Annotated in this window: 15 protein-coding genes; 8 read left to right on the top strand and 7 right to left on the bottom strand. The window is 69.4% G+C overall.

Annotated features, from left to right (window positions below; genetic code table 11):
• Nucleotides 1-104 precede the first annotated feature (104 nt).
• Both H9658_RS11445 and H9658_RS11450 read right to left on the bottom strand, forming a co-directional pair.
• Nucleotides 105-1799: a proline--tRNA ligase gene (locus tag H9658_RS11445; RefSeq protein WP_191825435.1), complete on the bottom strand. Its 1695-nt coding sequence runs from the start codon at nucleotides 1797-1799 to the stop codon at nucleotides 105-107.
• A gap of 100 nt (nucleotides 1800-1899) precedes the next feature.
• Nucleotides 1900-2292, bottom strand: a complete 393-nt coding sequence (locus tag H9658_RS11450; protein WP_191825436.1) for a DUF4124 domain-containing protein — start codon at nucleotides 2290-2292, stop codon at nucleotides 1900-1902.
• A gap of 80 nt (nucleotides 2293-2372) precedes the next feature.
• Here H9658_RS11450 and pssA point away from each other — a divergent pair, with 80 nt between their 5' ends.
• The 4 genes from pssA to H9658_RS11470 all read left to right on the top strand — a co-directional run bounded on the left by pssA (nucleotide 2373) and on the right by H9658_RS11470 (nucleotide 5884).
• A complete protein-coding gene (gene pssA / locus H9658_RS11455; RefSeq protein WP_179568557.1) occupies nucleotides 2373-3149 on the top strand; it encodes a CDP-diacylglycerol--serine O-phosphatidyltransferase in 777 nt (258 codons plus the stop codon).
• Nucleotides 3150-3157: 8 nt separating this feature from the next.
• Nucleotides 3158-3655 (top strand): alanine acetyltransferase, encoded by a 498-nt coding sequence (locus tag H9658_RS11460; RefSeq protein ID WP_191825541.1) that lies wholly within the window; start codon nucleotides 3158-3160, stop codon nucleotides 3653-3655.
• Nucleotides 3652-4143, top strand: coding sequence for a ribosomal protein S18-alanine N-acetyltransferase (gene rimI / locus H9658_RS11465; protein WP_179568555.1), 492 nt, complete (start codon nucleotides 3652-3654; stop codon nucleotides 4141-4143). Before H9658_RS11460 ends, rimI begins: the two co-directional genes overlap by 4 nt.
• A 589-nt stretch (nucleotides 4144-4732) precedes the next feature.
• Nucleotides 4733-5884, top strand: a complete 1152-nt coding sequence (locus tag H9658_RS11470) for a pectate lyase family protein (RefSeq protein ID WP_225209903.1) — start codon at nucleotides 4733-4735, stop codon at nucleotides 5882-5884.
• A gap of 63 nt (nucleotides 5885-5947) precedes the next feature.
• Here H9658_RS11470 and H9658_RS11475 read toward each other — a convergent pair whose 3' ends face one another.
• The 4 genes from H9658_RS11475 to H9658_RS11490 all read right to left on the bottom strand — a co-directional run bounded on the left by H9658_RS11475 (nucleotide 5948) and on the right by H9658_RS11490 (nucleotide 11431).
• Nucleotides 5948-6400, bottom strand: a complete 453-nt coding sequence (locus tag H9658_RS11475) for a methyltransferase family protein (protein ID WP_191825437.1) — start codon at nucleotides 6398-6400, stop codon at nucleotides 5948-5950.
• 21 nt (nucleotides 6401-6421) lie between these two features.
• A complete protein-coding gene (locus H9658_RS11480) occupies nucleotides 6422-9274 on the bottom strand; it encodes a valine--tRNA ligase (protein WP_191825438.1) in 2853 nt (950 codons plus the stop codon).
• Nucleotides 9275-9399: 125 nt separating this feature from the next.
• Complete coding sequence (locus tag H9658_RS11485) at nucleotides 9400-9825, bottom strand: DNA polymerase III subunit chi (protein ID WP_191825542.1); 426 nt, start codon at nucleotides 9823-9825, stop codon at nucleotides 9400-9402.
• A gap of 121 nt (nucleotides 9826-9946) precedes the next feature.
• Nucleotides 9947-11431 (bottom strand): leucyl aminopeptidase, encoded by a 1485-nt coding sequence (locus H9658_RS11490; RefSeq protein WP_191825439.1) that lies wholly within the window; start codon nucleotides 11429-11431, stop codon nucleotides 9947-9949.
• 108 nt (nucleotides 11432-11539) lie between these two features.
• Between H9658_RS11490 and lptF the strand changes: the two genes are divergently transcribed.
• The 3 genes from lptF to H9658_RS11505 are packed head-to-tail and all read left to right on the top strand — an operon-like array spanning nucleotide 11540 to nucleotide 14035.
• On the top strand, nucleotides 11540-12625 hold the full coding sequence (lptF, locus tag H9658_RS11495) for an LPS export ABC transporter permease LptF (protein WP_191825440.1): 1086 nt from the start codon (nucleotides 11540-11542) through the stop codon (nucleotides 12623-12625).
• Nucleotides 12622-13728 carry an LPS export ABC transporter permease LptG gene (lptG, locus tag H9658_RS11500; RefSeq protein ID WP_191825441.1) on the top strand — a complete coding sequence of 369 codons (1107 nt, stop codon included), beginning with the start codon at nucleotides 12622-12624 and terminating at the stop codon, nucleotides 13726-13728. The genes lptF and lptG overlap by 4 nt, the downstream gene beginning before the upstream one ends.
• Before the next feature lie 4 nt (nucleotides 13729-13732).
• Complete coding sequence (locus H9658_RS11505) at nucleotides 13733-14035, top strand: hypothetical protein (RefSeq protein ID WP_179568537.1); 303 nt, start codon at nucleotides 13733-13735, stop codon at nucleotides 14033-14035.
• Nucleotides 14036-14103: 68 nt separating this feature from the next.
• On the opposite strand, the gene H9658_RS11510 is transcribed toward H9658_RS11505, so the two are convergent.
• A complete protein-coding gene (locus tag H9658_RS11510; RefSeq protein WP_191825442.1) occupies nucleotides 14104-14580 on the bottom strand; it encodes an RDD family protein in 477 nt (158 codons plus the stop codon).
• 162 nt (nucleotides 14581-14742) lie between these two features.
• Between H9658_RS11510 and xerD the strand changes: the two genes are divergently transcribed.
• Nucleotides 14743-15717 carry a site-specific tyrosine recombinase XerD gene (xerD, locus tag H9658_RS11515; protein ID WP_179568533.1) on the top strand — a complete coding sequence of 325 codons (975 nt, stop codon included), beginning with the start codon at nucleotides 14743-14745 and terminating at the stop codon, nucleotides 15715-15717.
• Nucleotides 15718-15750 lie beyond the last annotated feature (33 nt).

A 15750-nucleotide genomic window follows, 5' to 3' on the forward strand; every position in this document is an offset into this window, starting at 1 on the left:
AACGCCGCTGATTCGATCGCATATTGACCCGGCAAATGTCGAGGCCGCGTCGTGACGAATCGCGGCGCAAAAAAAAGGCCGGGATATATTCCCGGCCTTTCCGATTAACCCTGCAGGCGCGCCAGCAATCCGGCGCGGTCCAGGTTCTCGGCGTCGCCGCCGCTGCGCGCGCGATATTCGAAGGTGCCGGCGGCCAGCCCGCGCTCGGAGACCACCACGCGGTGCGGGATGCCGATCAGTTCGATATCGGCGAACATCGCGCCGGCGCGCAGGCCGCGATCGTCGAGCGCGGCGTCCAGGCCGGCCTGCTGCAGTTCGGCCAGCAGCGCCTCGCCGGCCGCGTCGATCGCCGGATCGCGCTTGGGATTGATCACGCACACCGCCACCGACCACGGCGCCATCGGCTGCGGCCAGCGGATGCCGGCCTCGTCGTGGTTCTGCTCGATCGCCGCGGCGACGATGCGCGAAATGCCGATGCCGTAGCAGCCCATCGCCATCGCCACGGTCTTGCCGTTCTCGTCCAGCACGGTGGCGTCCAGCGCCTGCGCATACTGGCGGCCGAGCTGGAACACATGGCCGACTTCGATGCCGCGCGCCAGGCGGATCTCGCCGCCGTCGTGCGCGCGCTCGCCTTCGACCACGTTGCGCAGGTCGGCCACGGTGTCCGGCTCGGGCAGGTCGCGGCCCCAGTTGACCCCGGCCAGATGGAAGCCGGTCTCGTTGGCGCCGACCACGAAATCGGCCATCGCCGCCACGTCGCGGTCGGCGACCACGCGGATCGGCTGGCTGGGGTTCAGCGGTCCGAGGAAGCCCGGCTCGCTGCCGAGGTGGGCGCGGATCTCGGCCTCGTTGGCCATGCGGTAGCCGGCCAGGCCGGCGACCTTGCCCAGCTTGATCTCGTTCACCGCGTGATCGCCGCGCACCAGCGCCAGCACGAACGCGTCGCCGGCCATCACCGCGACCGACTTGACCGTGCGCTGCAGCGCGACGCCGAGCAATTGCGCCACGGCCTCGCAGGTCTTCTGGGTGGGCGTGGCGACCTTGCGCAGTTCCTCCTGCGCCGCCGCGCGGGGCGCAGGATCGGCGGCGACCGCGGTCTCGACATTGGCGGCGTAGTCCGAACCGGTGGAGAACGCCAGCGAGTCCTCGCCGGACTCGGCCAGCACGTGGAATTCCTGCGAGGCGTCGCCGCCGATGTCGCCGGAATCGGCCTGCACCGCGCGGAACTGCAGGCCCAGGCGGGTGAAGATGCGGCTGTAGGCGGCCTTCATGTTCTCGTATTCGCGGGCCAGGTCCTCGTCGCTGACGTGGAACGAATAGGCGTCCTTCATCAGGAACTCGCGCGCGCGCATCACCCCGAAGCGCGGCCGGATCTCGTCGCGGAACTTGGTCTGGATCTGGTAGAAATTGACCGGCAGCTGCTTGTAGCTGCTCAGTTCCTGGCGCGCGAAATCGGCGGCGGCCTCCTCGGCGGTGGGGCTGTAGCAGTATTCCTGCTCCTTGCGGTCCTTCATCCGCAGCATCAGGCCGCCGAACTTCTTCCAGCGCCCGGTGGCGTCCCACAGTTCGCGCGGCTGGATGGTCGGGAACAGCACTTCCACCGCGCCGGCGCGGTTCATTTCCTCGCGCACCACCGCTTCCACCTTGCGCAGCACGCGCAGACCCAGCGGCGACCAGGTGTACAGGCCGGAGGCGAGCTTGCGGATCATGCCGGCGCGCAGCATCAGCCGGTGGCTGACCAGCTCGGCGTCGGCCGGAGTTTCCTTGGTGGTGTGCAGGTGGAACTGGGAAAGGCGCATCGAGGGGCTTCGCTAACGGCGGGCGCCCATTTTGCCAGTCATTGCCGGCGCTGCGGGGATGTGCGGCGGCCAGCGCCGCGTCCGTGCCGCCGCGGCGCGCTCACTCCGCGGCGGCGGGGGGCGCGCAATAGGCCTTGATCGCGGCCTCGGCCAGGCCCTTCTGCGCGTCGCGCTGGGCGTCGTCCAGCTCCGCGTCGGGCTTGCCGTCGCCGTCGCGGTCGGTCATCACCTTGCCCGGCTTGCCCAGGATCTCCAGGTTCTTGCGCGCGCTCAGGCAGTTGGCGTTCTCGGCCGGGGCGGCGGCTTCGGTGGCCTCGACCGGGGCGTCGCCGTGGCGGTCGACCCGCCGCGCCTGGTACTTGCCGCCGGGCGGAGGGCTCTGCGAATAGTGGGTGACGCCCTGCGCATCCTTCCATTGGTACAGGGTGGCGGCGCCGGCCACGCCGCTGGCGGCGAGCAGGGACAGGCAGCAAAGCCGGGTCAGGGCGCGCATCACGTTCTCCGGGGGCACGAGGGCGAGGGCCGATTGCAGCACCCGCCGTCGGGCCTGGCAAGTCGATTAAACTGCCCGGCATGGACCCATCCCGACCGCCTCCCCGTTCGCGCACCATCTATCTGCTGCCGAACCTGTTCACCACCGCCGGCCTGTTCTCCGGTTTCTACGCCATCATCGCCGCCGCCAACGGCCAGTTCGTGCACGCCAGCGTGGCGGTGTTCGTCGCCGCGGTGATGGACGGGCTGGACGGGCGGGTGGCGCGGCTGACCGGCACCAGCAGCGAATTCGGCGTGCAGTACGACTCGCTGGCCGACCTAGTCAGCTTCGGCATGGCCCCGGCGCTGGTGATGTACCACTGGTCGCTGTCGGCGCTGAAGTTCGACGGCAGCGTGATGGGCCGGGTCGGCTGGTCGGTGGCGTTCCTGTACGCGGCCTGCGCCGCGCTGCGCCTGGCGCGCTTCAACACCCAGGTCGGCACCGTCGACAAGCGCTGGTTCGTGGGCCTGGCCAGTCCGGCCGCGGCGGGGCTGATGATGGCCTTCGTGTGGGCGTTCGCCGACGGCAACCTGGGCTGGGACGGCGAGCAGCTGCGCTACGTGGCGCTGGGCGTGACCGTGGTCGCGGCGCTGCTGATGGTCAGCCGCATCCGTTTCTGGAGCTTCAAGGGCGGCGCCGCCAAAGGCCCGCGTGCCGACCGGGTGCCGTTCCTGATGCTGGTGCTGGCGCCGGTGGTGATCGCGGTGCTGGTCATCGACCTGTCGCGCGCGTTGCTGGCGATCGGCGTGCTGTACGCCCTGTCCGGCCCCTGCTACTGGCTGTGGCGGCGCTGGCGCAAGCTGCCGGACGCGACGTGAGCGAGGCGATGGCCAACGCCGCGCCGCTGTGGTCGGCCGAGCAGCACGGCTGGCTGCAGGCATTGGGCCATACGCTCTATGTCGGGGCCGACGCCGACGTCGGCGCGGTGGTCGCGCAGCCGGCGCTGGCCGAGGAGCGCGATGCCCCTGCCGCCGACGTGGCTGCGCCGGCCAGGGCGTCCGCGCACGCGACACCGGCTCACGCGCCGCGCGCCGCAGCGCCCGCGCCTGCGGAGCCGTCGCCGCGCGGGCGGGCGCCGGCCGCGCCCGCGGACTATCCGGAGCCGCAACGCGCGGCGCCTGCGCCGGCTGCGCGCCGCGCCGGCCTGCGTCTGCCGGATCGGCTGCAGATCGCGTTGTTGCGCGCCTCCGGGCGCAATCCGAACGATCCGGCCACGCAGACGTTGATGGCGACCTGGCCGCTGGCCGAACTGCGCGGCAATGCCGCCGCCAAGCGCGCGCTGTGGCCGCAGCTGCGCGCGCTGCGCAAGCAGGCGCCGCGATGAGCGCGCTGGGCACGGCGTCCTCGCCGGCGGCGGCCACGCTGCGCACGTTGCGCGAGACCGACCTCGACACGGTGATGGAGATCGAGCGCCGCGCCTATCCGTTCCCGTGGACGCGCGGCATCTTCCGCGATTGCCTGCAGGCCGGTTATCCGGGCTGGGTGCTGCTGGAGCAGGGCCAGATCGTCGGCTACGGCGTGATCAGCGTCGCCGCCGACGAGGCGCACATCCTCAACGTCTGCATCGCGCCGGAACGGCAATCGCGCGGCTACGGCCGCCTGCTGCTGCGCGCGCTGATCAAGTACGGCGCCGACCTGGGCGCGCGCCGCGTGTTCCTGGAAGTGCGCCCGTCCAATCCCAGCGCGATCGCGCTGTACCACAGCGAAGGTTTCAACGAGATCGGCCGCCGCCCGCGCTACTACCCGGCGGCGAACGGCCGCGAGGACGCGCTGGTGATGGCGATCGAACTGTTCTTCGAAGGCATGTCGTAACCCGCGACGGCCTGCCGCCGCCGCCACTCTGCGGGCGGTGCGCGCCGTTTCACTTCCGATGATTGGAGCATTTCGGCCTTGGCCGTTTTGCGGCCGGCGGAATGCGGTGGGAGCGACGCCGGGTGATCCAGGGCCATCGGTCGCGATGGACGTGATCGGTGTTGCCAGCCGCGACCGATAGACCCGGTGTCGCCCGCTGTCGCTCTGCCGATGCCTGCCGACGATGCCGCCTGCGACACGGATTTTTCAGCACGTTCGGAATGCATCGCGCATTCGCGCAATGTCGCGACATGTCGTCGGGACAGCGTTGTTGTCCCGCAGCGGGAGCGGATGCGAAAGCGGCATCGCCAGTGGGTTTTGTTAGATGCCTTCCCCATATCGCAGCGTTGGATCCGCACGCGCTGCATTTGTCTCTTCCCAAGCCGAACGCGCTCCCTACAGTGCGCGCCTCTTCGGCGCTGCCTGATTCGATGGCATGAGGCGCAGTTGTCCGAAGGGACAGCGAATGCGCGCGCGTCGCTTGCGTTTTCCGCGCTGCGGAACCGCGCCACGCGTGCGACGACTCCACCCATGCTTACGAGGTTCCAGGATGAAGACACAGTCACTCATCGCATCCCCGCGCACGCTCACCCACGCGATTGCGCTTGCAGTCTGTCTGGCGGGCGCGACCGGCAGCGCCTACGCCGATGCCAGCCTGGAGGTCGCCAGCACCGGGTGGGCGACGCAGAACGGCGGCACCAAGGGCGGCTCCAAGGCCGCGGCGGCCAACGTCTACAGCGTCAGCACCGCCGCGCAGCTGAAGACCGCGCTGAAGGCCAGCGTCGGCAGCAACGGCCGCATCATCAAGATCAGCGGCATCATCGACGTCAGCGAGGGCACGCCGTACAGCACCACCGCGGACATGAAGAGCCGCGCGCGCCTGGACGTCCCCACCAAGACCACGCTGATCGGCGTCGGTTCCAATGCGCAGATCCGCGAAGGCTATCTGTACGTCAAGGCCAACGACGTGATCATCCGCAACCTCACCATCGAGAATCCGTGGGATCCGCAGCCGGTGTGGGATCCGGACGACGGCAGCGCCGGCAACTGGAATTCCGAGTACGACGGCCTGACCATCGAAGGCGCCAGCAACGTGTGGGTGGACCATGTCACCTTCACCGACGGGCGCCGCACCGACGACCAGAACGGCACCGCCAACGGCCGCCCCAAGCAGCATCACGACGGCGCGCTGGACGTCAAGAAGGGCGCCAACTACGTGACCATCTCGTACTCGGCGTTCAAGTCGCACGAGAAGAACAACCTGATCGGCTCCAGCGACAGCGCCTCCAGCACCGACAGCGGCAAGCTCAAGGTGACCATCCACAACACGCTGTTCGAGAACATTTCCGCGCGCGCGCCGCGGGTGCGGTTCGGCCAGGTGCACCTGTACAACAACTACCACGTCGGCAGCACCAGCCACGCGGTGTATCCGTTCTCGCATGCGCATGGCGTCGGCAAGGAGTCGAAGATCTTCTCCGAGAACAACGCCTTCGACATCAGCGGGGTCAGCAGCTGCGACAAGATCGCGGCCAACTACGGCGGCAGCGTGTACCGCGATTTCGGCTCGCTGCTCAACGGCAAGGCGCTGACCTGCTCGTGGAACAACAGCATCGGCTGGACCCCGCCGTACACCTATTCGCTGTTGCCGGCGAACCAGGTGGCGAACGACGTCAAGGCCAAGGCGGGCGCCGGCAAGCTCTGAGTGTTGAAGACCGCCGCCCGCGATGCCGGGCGGCGGTCGATTGTCGTCGTTGTGAAATTCCCTCTACAGCCAGCGGCGCACGCGCCGGCAATAACCCGCGTAGTCCGCGCCGAAACGTTCGCGTAATGCCTCTTCTTCGCTCGGAATCTGCACGCGATCGACGTACAGCAGGTAGAGCACCAGGGAAAGACCTGCGGCCGGATGGCCGAGGCACAGTAGCAAGCCCAGCAGTATCAGCGCATGCCCCACGTACATCGGGTTACGCGAATAGCGATGCAGCCCGGATTGCACCAAGGCGCTGGCGCGCTGCGGGTGCAACGGATTGACCGTGGTCCCGGCGCGGCGAAAATGCAGCTTGGGCGCCACGTTGGCGACCGCTCCGGCAACGATCATCGCTGCGCCCAACGGGCGTTGACCCGGCAGCAGCAACGTCGCCGCCGGCCAGGCATGTGCGGCAACCCATGCGCACAGCGCGCCGGCGACCACGATCAGCGGCGGCGGCACGCGCAGCTTCATGCGCTTGGGATTGTCCGCGACTTACAGCTTGGCGCGCTGCTCGCGCAGGCCAGCCAGTTGCGTGGTCCAGTCGGCCAGGCGCGCGCGTTCCTGTTCGACCACCGCCGCCGGTGCGTTCTGCACGAAGGTGGCGTTGCCGAGCTTGCCGTTGCACTTGCCGATCTCCGCGTCCACGCGCTTGATCTCCTTGTCCAGGCGGGTGCGTTCGGCATCCAGGTCGACCAGCCCTTCCAGCGGCACCAGCAGCCGCAGTTCGCCGACGATCGCCGCCGCGGCCGGCGGTGCGTCCTGCGCCGCGTCCAGCCACTGGATCGCCTCCAGCCGCAGCAGGAACTTCAGCTGCGAGGCGAAGCGTTCCACCCGCGCGCGGTCTTCGGCGTGGCCGCCCTGCAGCAGCAGCGGCACCAGCCTGGACGGCGGCACGTTGAGTTCGCTGCGCACCCGGCGCAGCGCCGAGACCATGGCCTTGAGCCATTCGATATCGGCTTCGGCACCGGCGTAGGCGCTCACGTCCAGGTCGCCGGCGCGCGGATACGGTTGCAGCGAGATGGTCGGCGCGGCGATGCCCAGGCGCGGCGCCACCTGCTGCCACAGTTCCTCGGTGACGAACGGGGTCAGCGGGTGCAGCAGGCGCAGCAGCGTCTCCAGCACCTGCAGCAGGGTGTGACGGGTGCTGTCGGCGGCGACCGCGTCGTCGCCGTTCAAGGCCGGCTTGGTCAGCTCCAGGAACCAGTCGCAGAACTCGTTCCAGGCGAACTCGTACAGCGATTGCGCGAGCAGATCGAAGCGGTAGGCGGCGTAGTGCGCCTGCGCTTCGGCGGCGACCTTGTCCAGCCGCACCAGGATCCACTTCTCGGCATCGGTGACCGGCGCGTGCTGTGCCGAGTCCCGAGTCCCGAGTCCCGAGTCCCGTCCCTCCGTGTTCATGAGCACGAAGCGGCTGGCGTTCCACAGCTTGTTGCAGAAATTCTTGTAGCCCTCGGCGCGGCCGAGGTCGAACTTGATGTCGCGGCCGTGGCCGGCCAGCGCGGCGATGGTGAAGCGCAGCGCGTCGGCGCCGTGGGCGATGATGCCCTCGGGGAATTCCTTGCGCGTGGCCTTCTCGATCTTCGGGGCGTCCTTGGGCTTCATCAGCCCGGTGGTGCGCTTGGCGACCAGGTCCTCGATGCTGATGCCGTCGATGATGTCCAGCGGATCGAGCACGTTGCCCTTGGACTTGGACATCTTCTGCCCGTCCTTGTCGCGGATCAGGCCGGTGATGTACACGTCGCGGAACGGCACCTGGCCGGTGAAGCTGTCGGTGGCCATGATCATCCGCGCCACCCAGAAGAAGATGATGTCGAAGCCGGTGACCAGCACGCTCGACGGCAGGTAGCGATCGAAACCGCGCTCGGCCATCGCCTGCGGATCGGGCCAGCCCATCGTCGAGAACGGCCACAGCTGCGAGGAGAACCAGGTCTCCAGCACGTCGCTGTCCTGGTGCAGGGCGACATCGGCGCCAAGGCCGTGCTTCGCGCGCGCCTCGGCCTCGTCGCGACCGACGTAGCAAGTGCCGGCGTCGTCGAACCAGGCCGGAATGCGGTGGCCCCACCACAGCTGGCGGCTGATGCACCAGTCCTGGATGTTCTCCATCCAGTGCCGATAGGTGTTGATCCAGTTCGGCGGCACGAACTTGACCTGGCCCGACTCGACCAGTTCCAGGCCGCGTTTGGCCAGCGCGTCCATCTTCACGAACCACTGGTCGGTGAGGTAGGGCTCGATCACCTGGCCGGTGCGGTCGCCGCGCGGTACCTGCAGCTTGTGCGGCTTGGTCTCGACCAGGATGCCGAGGTCTTCCAGATCGGCCAGCACCGCCTTGCGCGCGTCGTAGCGGTCCAGGCCACGATACTTCTCCGGCGCGTTGTCGTTGATCGCCGCGGTCGGGGTGAACAGGTTGATCATCGGCAGGCTGTGGCGCACGCCGACCTGGTAATCGTTGAAATCGTGCGCCGGCGTGACCTTGACCACGCCGGTGCCGAACGCGCGGTCCACGTAGTCGTCGCCGATCACCGGCACCTGGCGGCCGGTCAGCGGCAGCGTCACCGTCCTGCCGATCAGGTGCGCGTAGCGCGCGTCCTGCGGGTGCACCATCACCGCGGTGTCGCCGAGCAGGGTTTCCGGGCGCGTGGTGGCCACCACTAGGTAGTCGCGGGTTTCGCGCAGGGTCTCGTTGCCGTCGGCGTCGTGCTCGACGTGCTCGTAGCTGGCGCCGTCCTCGAGTTTGTAGGCGATCGACCACAGGAAGCCGTCTTCCTCCACGTTCTCCACTTCCAGGTCGGAGATCGCGGTCTTCAGCACCGGGTCCCAGTTGACCAGGCGCTGGCCGCGGTAGATCAGGCCCTGTTCGTGCCAGCGCACGAACGCCTCGACCACCGCCGCCGACGGCTGCGGGTCCATGGTGAAGGTGCTACGCGACCAGTCGCTGGAGGTGCCCAGGCGGCGCATCTGCCGCTCGATGGTGTCGCCCGACTGCGCCTTCCACTCCCACACCTTGGCGATGAAGCCCTCGCGCCCCAGCGAGTCGCGGGTCTCGCCCTTGCCTTCCAGCGCCAGGTTGCGCGACACCACCATCTCGGTGGCGATGCCGGCGTGGTCGCTGCCGACCTGCCACAGCGTGTCGAAGCCGCGCATGCGGTGGTAGCGCACCAGCGCGTCCATCAGCGTCTGCTGGAAGGCGTGGCCCATGTGCAGGGTGCCGGTCACGTTCGGCGGCGGCAGCAGCACCGTGTACGCCTCGCCCTGCCCGGACGGCTTGAAATAGCCGGCCGCCTCCCACTGGGCGTACAGGCGCGATTCGAAGGAGGTGGGGTCGTAGCTGGGGGCGAGGGTGGTCATTGAGGAGCCGGGATTGGGGATTCGTGATTCGGGATTGGTGAAGCGCAGGGACGGGGACTGAGACGTGGCCGATGGAAGTGACGTGGAGACTAATCTCGAATCCCCACTCCCCAATCCCGGCCTCATCACATGTCGTACTTGCTGACCTCGAAGCCCAGCGCCTTGTACTGTTTCCAGCGTTCGCGCAGCGGTTCGCGCGCGGCGGGGTCGGCCGGCACCACTTCCAGCACGCGCTCGCAGGTGCCGCGGTAGGCGTCGTCGCGCAGGTTGATCACCAGCGCGCGCGACGGCGCGTCCACGCCGGGTGGGACGATCAGCACCTGCGCCTCTTCCTCGTCGACATCGGCGCCGGCGATCTGGTGCGGGATATAGGCGTCGTCGTCGAACGCCCACAGCAACTCGTCCAGTTCCTCGGCCTGTGCCTGGTCGCGCGCCATCACCAGCGTCCACAGATTGGCGTCGTTGGCCTTGCGCGCCAGCTCGCACACCAGCCGCAGCGGCTCGGTGAGGAAGCGCGGCTTGGCGATCAGGTAGAAATCGGCGCGCATCAGAGCAGGGATTCGTTATTCGGGATTGGGGATTGGCTGACGCAGGTCACGATCGCCGGCGGAAGGTGCGGGACGGGGGAAAAGGGGACGCGCTTTTCGCGAATCCCCAATCCCGACTCCCGAATCACGCCGCGCCGCCTGCGGCGCGGTCGAGCAACCACTGCGACAACAACCCCACCGGCCGACCGGTGGCCATGCCGCGCTTGCCTTCGTCGCTGGCCACGCCGGCGATGTCCAGGTGCGCCCAGCGCTGGCCTTCGGTGAAGCGCGACAGGAAGCAGCCGGCGGTGATGGCGCCGGCCCAGCGGCCGCCGATGTTGTAGACGTCGGCGAAGCTGGAATCGAGCAGGCCCTGGTATTCGTCCCACAGCGGCAGGCGCCAGGCGCGGTCGAACACGTGCTCGCCGGCGGCCAGCAGTTCGTTGGCCAGGTCGTCGTGCTTGCTCATCAGGCCGGCGGTCTGGTGGCCGAGGGCGACCATGCAGGCGCCGGTCAGGGTGGCCACGTCGATCAGCGCCTCGGGGTTGAAGCGCTCGGCGTAGGTCAGCGCGTCGCACAGGATCAGGCGGCCTTCGGCGTCGGTGTTGCCGACCTCGATGGTCTTGCCGGACATGCTGGTGATCACGTCGGAGGGGCGGTAGGCGTCGCCGTCGATCGCGTTCTCCACCGCCGGCACCACCACCACCAGGTTCAGCGGCAGGCGCGCCGTCGCCGCGGCGACGAAGGTGCCGATGACGTTGGCGCCGCCGCACATGTCGTACTTCATCTCCTCGATGCCGCCCTGGGTCTTCAGGTTGACGCCGCCGGTATCGAAGGTGATGCCCTTGCCGACCAGCACGTAGGGCTTGGCGTCGCCGCCGCCGTTCCACTTCAGCACCAGCAGCCGCGGGCGGTTGGCCGAGCCGCGCGCCACCGCCAGCAGCGAGCCCATGCCCAGTTCCTGCATCTGCGTCTCGTCGAGGATCTCGGCCTCGGCGCCGTCGACGCCGTGGGCGAAGGCGGCCGCGGTCTCTGCCAGGTAGGCCGGGGTGCACAGGTTCGGCGGCAGGTTGCCGAGCTCGCGGGCGAACTTGACGCCGGCGGCGATGGCCTGGCCCTGGGCCAGCGCGGTGGCGTCCTCGCCGAGCACGGCCAGGCTGGCCAGGCCGCTGTCGTCGGGCTTCTTCTTGCCCAGCGTGGCGGTGTAGCGGTAGCAGGCGTGGTCGCTGGCGATCACCGCCTGGCGGATCGCCCAGGCCTGGTCGCGGCCCTTGATCTCCAGCTCGGACAGGGTGAACAGCGCCTTGGCGGACGGCCCGCTCTTCAGCGCGCGCGCCGCGTCGCCGACCGCCTTCAGGTACTGCGGCACGCCGAACTTGGCGGCCTCGCCCAGGCCGACCACCAGCACGCGCGGCGCGGTCACCCCGGGCAGGTCGTGCAGCAGCGCGCTGGCGCCGGTCTTGCCGCTGACGTCGCCGCGGCCGGCCAGGGCCGTCAGGCGTCCGCCGCTGGCCGCATCCAGGGCCTGGGCGGCGGGCGACAGGCGCTTGTCGGCGAACATGCCGACGACGATGCAATCGAACGCCGCGGTAGCCGGGGCGTCGTGGTTCAGGGTGAATTCCAGGGCCATTGATCAGATTCCGTTGGCAAATCCGTACAATCGCGGGCTGTTTACGTCCAGCCGGGTTAGGCTGGCTCCGCCGCGAACGAATCCGAGAGTTTAAATCAACCCACCCCCATGCCGAAGCTCGATCGATACCTGCTGCGCGATTTCATCCAGAGCTTCTTGGCGACCCTCATCGTGTTGCTGGTGGTCAGTGTCGGCGGCGTGCTGGTCGACATCCTGGGCAACATCGCCGATGGCCGCATCCCGGCCAAGTTGCTGTTTTCCCAGTTGGGCCTGCAGTTCGTGGTGTATCTGCCGCTGATCCTGCCGCTGGCGCTGATGCTGGGCCTGCTGCTGGCGCTGGCGCGGCTGTACCGCGACTCGGAAATGGCGGTGATCACCGCCATCGGCGTCGGCCCGCGGCGCCTGCTGCGGCCGATCCTGATGCTGGTGGTGCCGGTGGTGGCCCTGGTCGGGCTGTGCTCGCTGTGGCTGGGTCCCTGGGCCGACCGCACCTCCGACCGGCTGATCGACGAGGCCAACCGCAGCCTGCTGATGGCCGGGCTGGAGGCCGGGCGCTTCACCCCGCTGTCCGATGGCGGCATCGTCTACATCAGCACCCTGTCCGGCGACGGCACCAAGCTGGGCAAGGTGTTCATGCAGCGGCAGAAGGACGACCGCCTGGACGTGGTCACCGCGCAGCGCGGCGCGATGTTCTTCGAGGGCAAGGCCGACCGCTACCTGCGCCTGGAGGACGGCTACCGCGTGGAAGGGCCGCTGGCCGGCGACGGCATGGACTACCGGCTGATGCGCTACGTCAGCAACGACGTGGCCCTGCCGGACCGCGATGAGGCGCGCAAGGACGACGATCCGGAACTGCTGCCCACCGCCAAGCTGATCGGCGACCCGCGGCCGCAGGCCAATGCGCAGCTGCACGCGCGCATCGCCCCGCCGCTGCTGGCGCTGGCCTTCGCCCTGCTGACCCTGCCGCTGTCGCGCAGTTCGCCGCGGCAGCAGCGCTACGGCCGGATCATGCTGGCGTTCCTGGCCTACCTGGTCGGCACCAACCTGATGTTCATCGGCACCCAGTGGCTGAGCACCGACAAGCTGCCGCGCGCGCTGGGCCTGTGGTGGCTGACCGTGCCGCTGCTGGTGCTGGCGGTGTGGACCTATCTGCGCGACGGCCAGCTGTCGCGGCCGCGGAGGCAGCCGGCATGAGGCTGCGTCCGAACCTGCACGACGTCTACGTCGGCCGCGCCGTGCTCGGCACCGTCCTGCTGACCTGGGCGGTGCTGCTCGGGCTCGACGTGATCATGGCCTTGTCCAACGAATTCAAGGACATCGGCAAGGGCAGCTACAGCCTCGGCCACGCCGTGGCGTTCGTCGCCTACACCGTGCCGCGGCGCGCCTACACCCTGTTCCCGACCGGCGCGGTGATCGGCGTGCTGATGGGCCTGGGGCAGCTGGCGGCCACCTCCGAGCTGACCGCGCTGCGCGCGCTGGGCCTGTCGCGGCCGCGGCTGAGCCTGGCTGCGGCGGCGACGATGCTGCTGCTGACCGTGGCGATGGTGTTCAGCGGCGAGACTCTGGCGCCGTGGGCGCAGAACCAGGCCGACACGATCAAGGCCAACGCCAAGTACAACGGCAACATGAGCATGGCCCGCTACTCCGGGGTGTGGGCGCGCGAGGGCGACACCTTCCTCAACGCGCAGGCCGGCGAGGAACACCTGGAAGGCAGCGGCGGCACCTGGCTGGAGCTGCGCGACGTGCGCCTGTACACGCTGGACCAGGCCGGTCGCCTGGCCTCGCTGACCCACGCCACCACCGCCGAGCACCGCAGCAGCGGCTGGACCCTGAAGCAGGCCTACCGCGACACCTTCGCCGAGCGTTCGGTGCAGCGCGAGAAGTTCGACAGCCTGCCGTGGGCCTCGCGGCTGGACGCCGCGGCGCTGGCCTCGGGCCTGGCCAAGCCGCGCAACCTGTCCGCGCACGACCTGCACACCAGCATCGAGTACCGGCGCCGCAATGGCCTGGACGCGCGTGACTACGAGGACCAGTACTGGAGCCGCTGGTTCTATCCGGTCAACGTGCTGGCGCTGTGCTTCGCCGCGATCCCGTTCGCGTTCGGCGCGCTGCGCAGCGGCGGCATGGGCAAGCGCCTGTTCCTGGGCATCCTGTTCGCGCTGGTGTTCTGGCTGCTGCAGCTGTTCTTCGGGCGCATGGCCGGCGCGCTCAAGTTCGACTACCGCATCGCCTACGCGTTGCCGCCGCTGGTGATGCTGACCGTGTCGTGGCTGTTGTTCCGCAAGCGCAGCAGTTGAGTCGATGCGCCGGTTGAGCCTGCTCGGCGTGGGCCTGTGCCTGCTGTATGCAGTGCCGACCGCGTTGTGCGTGTGGGGTGCCCAGGGTGCCGACGACAAAGGGCACTTCGTGTTGCTGCAACTGCCGTTGACCCCGCAGTTGCTGGTGCTGGATGCGCTGGGGGCCGACGCGTGGTTGCGCGGCATGTCCTGGATTGCCGGTTACGTGTTGCTGGTGCCGCCGCTGCTGCTATTGCTGTATTTGGCGGGACATCTGCTGGGGGCGACGTTGCGCCGCATCGCGATACGCCTTGCGCGACCGGGCTGAGCGGAGCGCCTTGCGCCGCAGTGGCATTGACGCGGCAATCGGGTTCGCCGCGTGCCCATGCGCTGCGGTCAGGGCGTTTGCTTCGGAAGTCGAACCAACCGCGTGCCGCTGGCACGGTCGTGCCACGTCAACCGGTCGCGATCGAACAGCGCCCACCAGAACCCCAGCCCGCCCAGCAGCAGCGACAGCGTGCCGACCAGGTAGCGCCGCCACAGCGCGCCCCAACTCGGCGTGCCGCCATCGGCGCCGTGCAGGCGCAGCCGCCACGGGCGCATGCCCAGGGTCTGGCCGCCGCGGCGCCAGCTCAGCGTCGCGTACAGCCCGGCGGCCAGCCAGCAGCACAGCCACAGCAGCCACTGCAAGGCGCTGAACGGGGCGATGTTCTCGCGCGGCGCATGGCCTTCGAGCGTGTAGCCCAGGGTGAACAGTGCGGAGATCGCGAACCACAGCGCCAATACCGGCCAGGCATCGTAGAACAGCGCCAGCAGCCGCCACGGCAGCAGCGCGCGCGGACGGGAAGCGGTGGCGGTGGATGCGGCGGTCATCGCCACAGCTTAGCGGCAGCGCCATCGGTGCGTCACCGGCTGGCGCCGCGATCGGCGCAGCCCCGCATTGCGCCGCGCGAAGTCCGCGCTAGGCTTTCCCGAGTCCCGAGTCCCGAGTCCCAAGTCCCAAGTCCCAAGTCCCAAGTCACGTAAGCTCTCCCGATGCCCGAACTCCGCACCCCCGCCGAACGCCGCCAGCAGGCGCAACGGCTCGCCCCGCTGCGCGATGCCGATGCCGCCGCGATCCAGCAGTTCCTGGACACGGCCTGGGCCGAGCAGGGCCTGGCGCGGCAGAGCCTGGACAGCTACCGGCGCGACCTGGAGGGCTTCGCGCGCTGGCGCGACGGCGCCGGCGGCGGCCTGCCCGGCGCCGATCGCCAGGCCTTGTTCGACTACCTGGCCTGGCGTGCCCGCATGGGCTATTCGCAGCGCAGCAACGCACGCTGGCTGTCGTCGCTGCGCGCGTTCTTCGCCTTGCGCCTGCGCCGCGGGGAGCGGGGCGACGATCCGACCGCGCTGCTGGACCCGCCCAAGCTGCCGCGCTCCCTGCCCAAGGCCTTGGCCGAGAGCCAGATCGACGCGCTGCTGGCGACCCCGGACGACACCGCCCCGGCCGGCCTGCGCGACCGCGCCATGCTCGAGCTGATGTATGCCGCGGGGCTGCGCGTCAGCGAACTGGTGAACCTGCCGGCGAACGCGGTGAACCTGCGCCAGGGCGTGCTGCGGGTCACCGGCAAGGGCAGCAAGGAACGCCTGGTGCCGCTGGGCGAGGAATCGCAGCACTGGCTGCAGCGCTACCTGGACACGGCGCGGCCGGCGCTGGCGGCGGGGCAGGCGGTGCCGGCCAGCGATGGCACCGTGCCGATGTTCATCGATGCGGCGCGGCGTCCGCTGAGCCGGCAGCAGTTCTGGGGCCTGGTCAAGCGCTATGCGGCGCTGGCCGGCATCGACCCGGTCTCGGTCAGCCCGCACGGCCTGCGCCACAGCTTCGCCACCCACCTGCTCAACCGCGGCGCCGACCTGCGCGCGCTGCAGATGCTGCTCGGGCACAGCTCGCTGTCCACCACCCAGATCTACACCCTGGTGGCGCGCGAACACCTGCAGAAACTGCACAGCAAGCACCATCCGCGCGGCTGAGGCGCCCCGGGCGGTGCCCGCGTCCGCTTGCGC

This window comes from Xanthomonas bonasiae, from assembly GCF_014836395.1.
GTDB lineage: Bacteria > Pseudomonadota > Gammaproteobacteria > Xanthomonadales > Xanthomonadaceae > Xanthomonas_A > Xanthomonas_A bonasiae.

Coding starts and splice junctions, on each gene's coding strand:
- H9658_RS11460 (WP_191825541.1), top strand. CDS start 3,158: ATGGCCAACGCCGCGCCGCTGTGGTCGGCCGAGCAGCACGGCTGGCTG.
- H9658_RS11510 (WP_191825442.1), bottom strand. CDS start 14,580: ATGACCGCCGCATCCACCGCCACCGCTTCCCGTCCGCGCGCGCTGCTG.
- H9658_RS11445 (WP_191825435.1), bottom strand. CDS start 1,799: ATGCGCCTTTCCCAGTTCCACCTGCACACCACCAAGGAAACTCCGGCC.
- pssA (WP_179568557.1), top strand. CDS start 2,373: ATGGACCCATCCCGACCGCCTCCCCGTTCGCGCACCATCTATCTGCTG.
- H9658_RS11450 (WP_191825436.1), bottom strand. CDS start 2,292: ATGCGCGCCCTGACCCGGCTTTGCTGCCTGTCCCTGCTCGCCGCCAGC.
- lptF (WP_191825440.1), top strand. CDS start 11,540: ATGCCGAAGCTCGATCGATACCTGCTGCGCGATTTCATCCAGAGCTTC.
- lptG (WP_191825441.1), top strand. CDS start 12,622: ATGAGGCTGCGTCCGAACCTGCACGACGTCTACGTCGGCCGCGCCGTG.
- H9658_RS11475 (WP_191825437.1), bottom strand. CDS start 6,400: ATGAAGCTGCGCGTGCCGCCGCCGCTGATCGTGGTCGCCGGCGCGCTG.
- H9658_RS11490 (WP_191825439.1), bottom strand. CDS start 11,431: ATGGCCCTGGAATTCACCCTGAACCACGACGCCCCGGCTACCGCGGCG.
- xerD (WP_179568533.1), top strand. CDS start 14,743: ATGCCCGAACTCCGCACCCCCGCCGAACGCCGCCAGCAGGCGCAACGG.
- H9658_RS11470 (WP_225209903.1), top strand. CDS start 4,733: ATGAAGACACAGTCACTCATCGCATCCCCGCGCACGCTCACCCACGCG.
- rimI (WP_179568555.1), top strand. CDS start 3,652: ATGAGCGCGCTGGGCACGGCGTCCTCGCCGGCGGCGGCCACGCTGCGC.
- H9658_RS11505 (WP_179568537.1), top strand. CDS start 13,733: ATGCGCCGGTTGAGCCTGCTCGGCGTGGGCCTGTGCCTGCTGTATGCA.
- H9658_RS11480 (WP_191825438.1), bottom strand. CDS start 9,274: ATGACCACCCTCGCCCCCAGCTACGACCCCACCTCCTTCGAATCGCGC.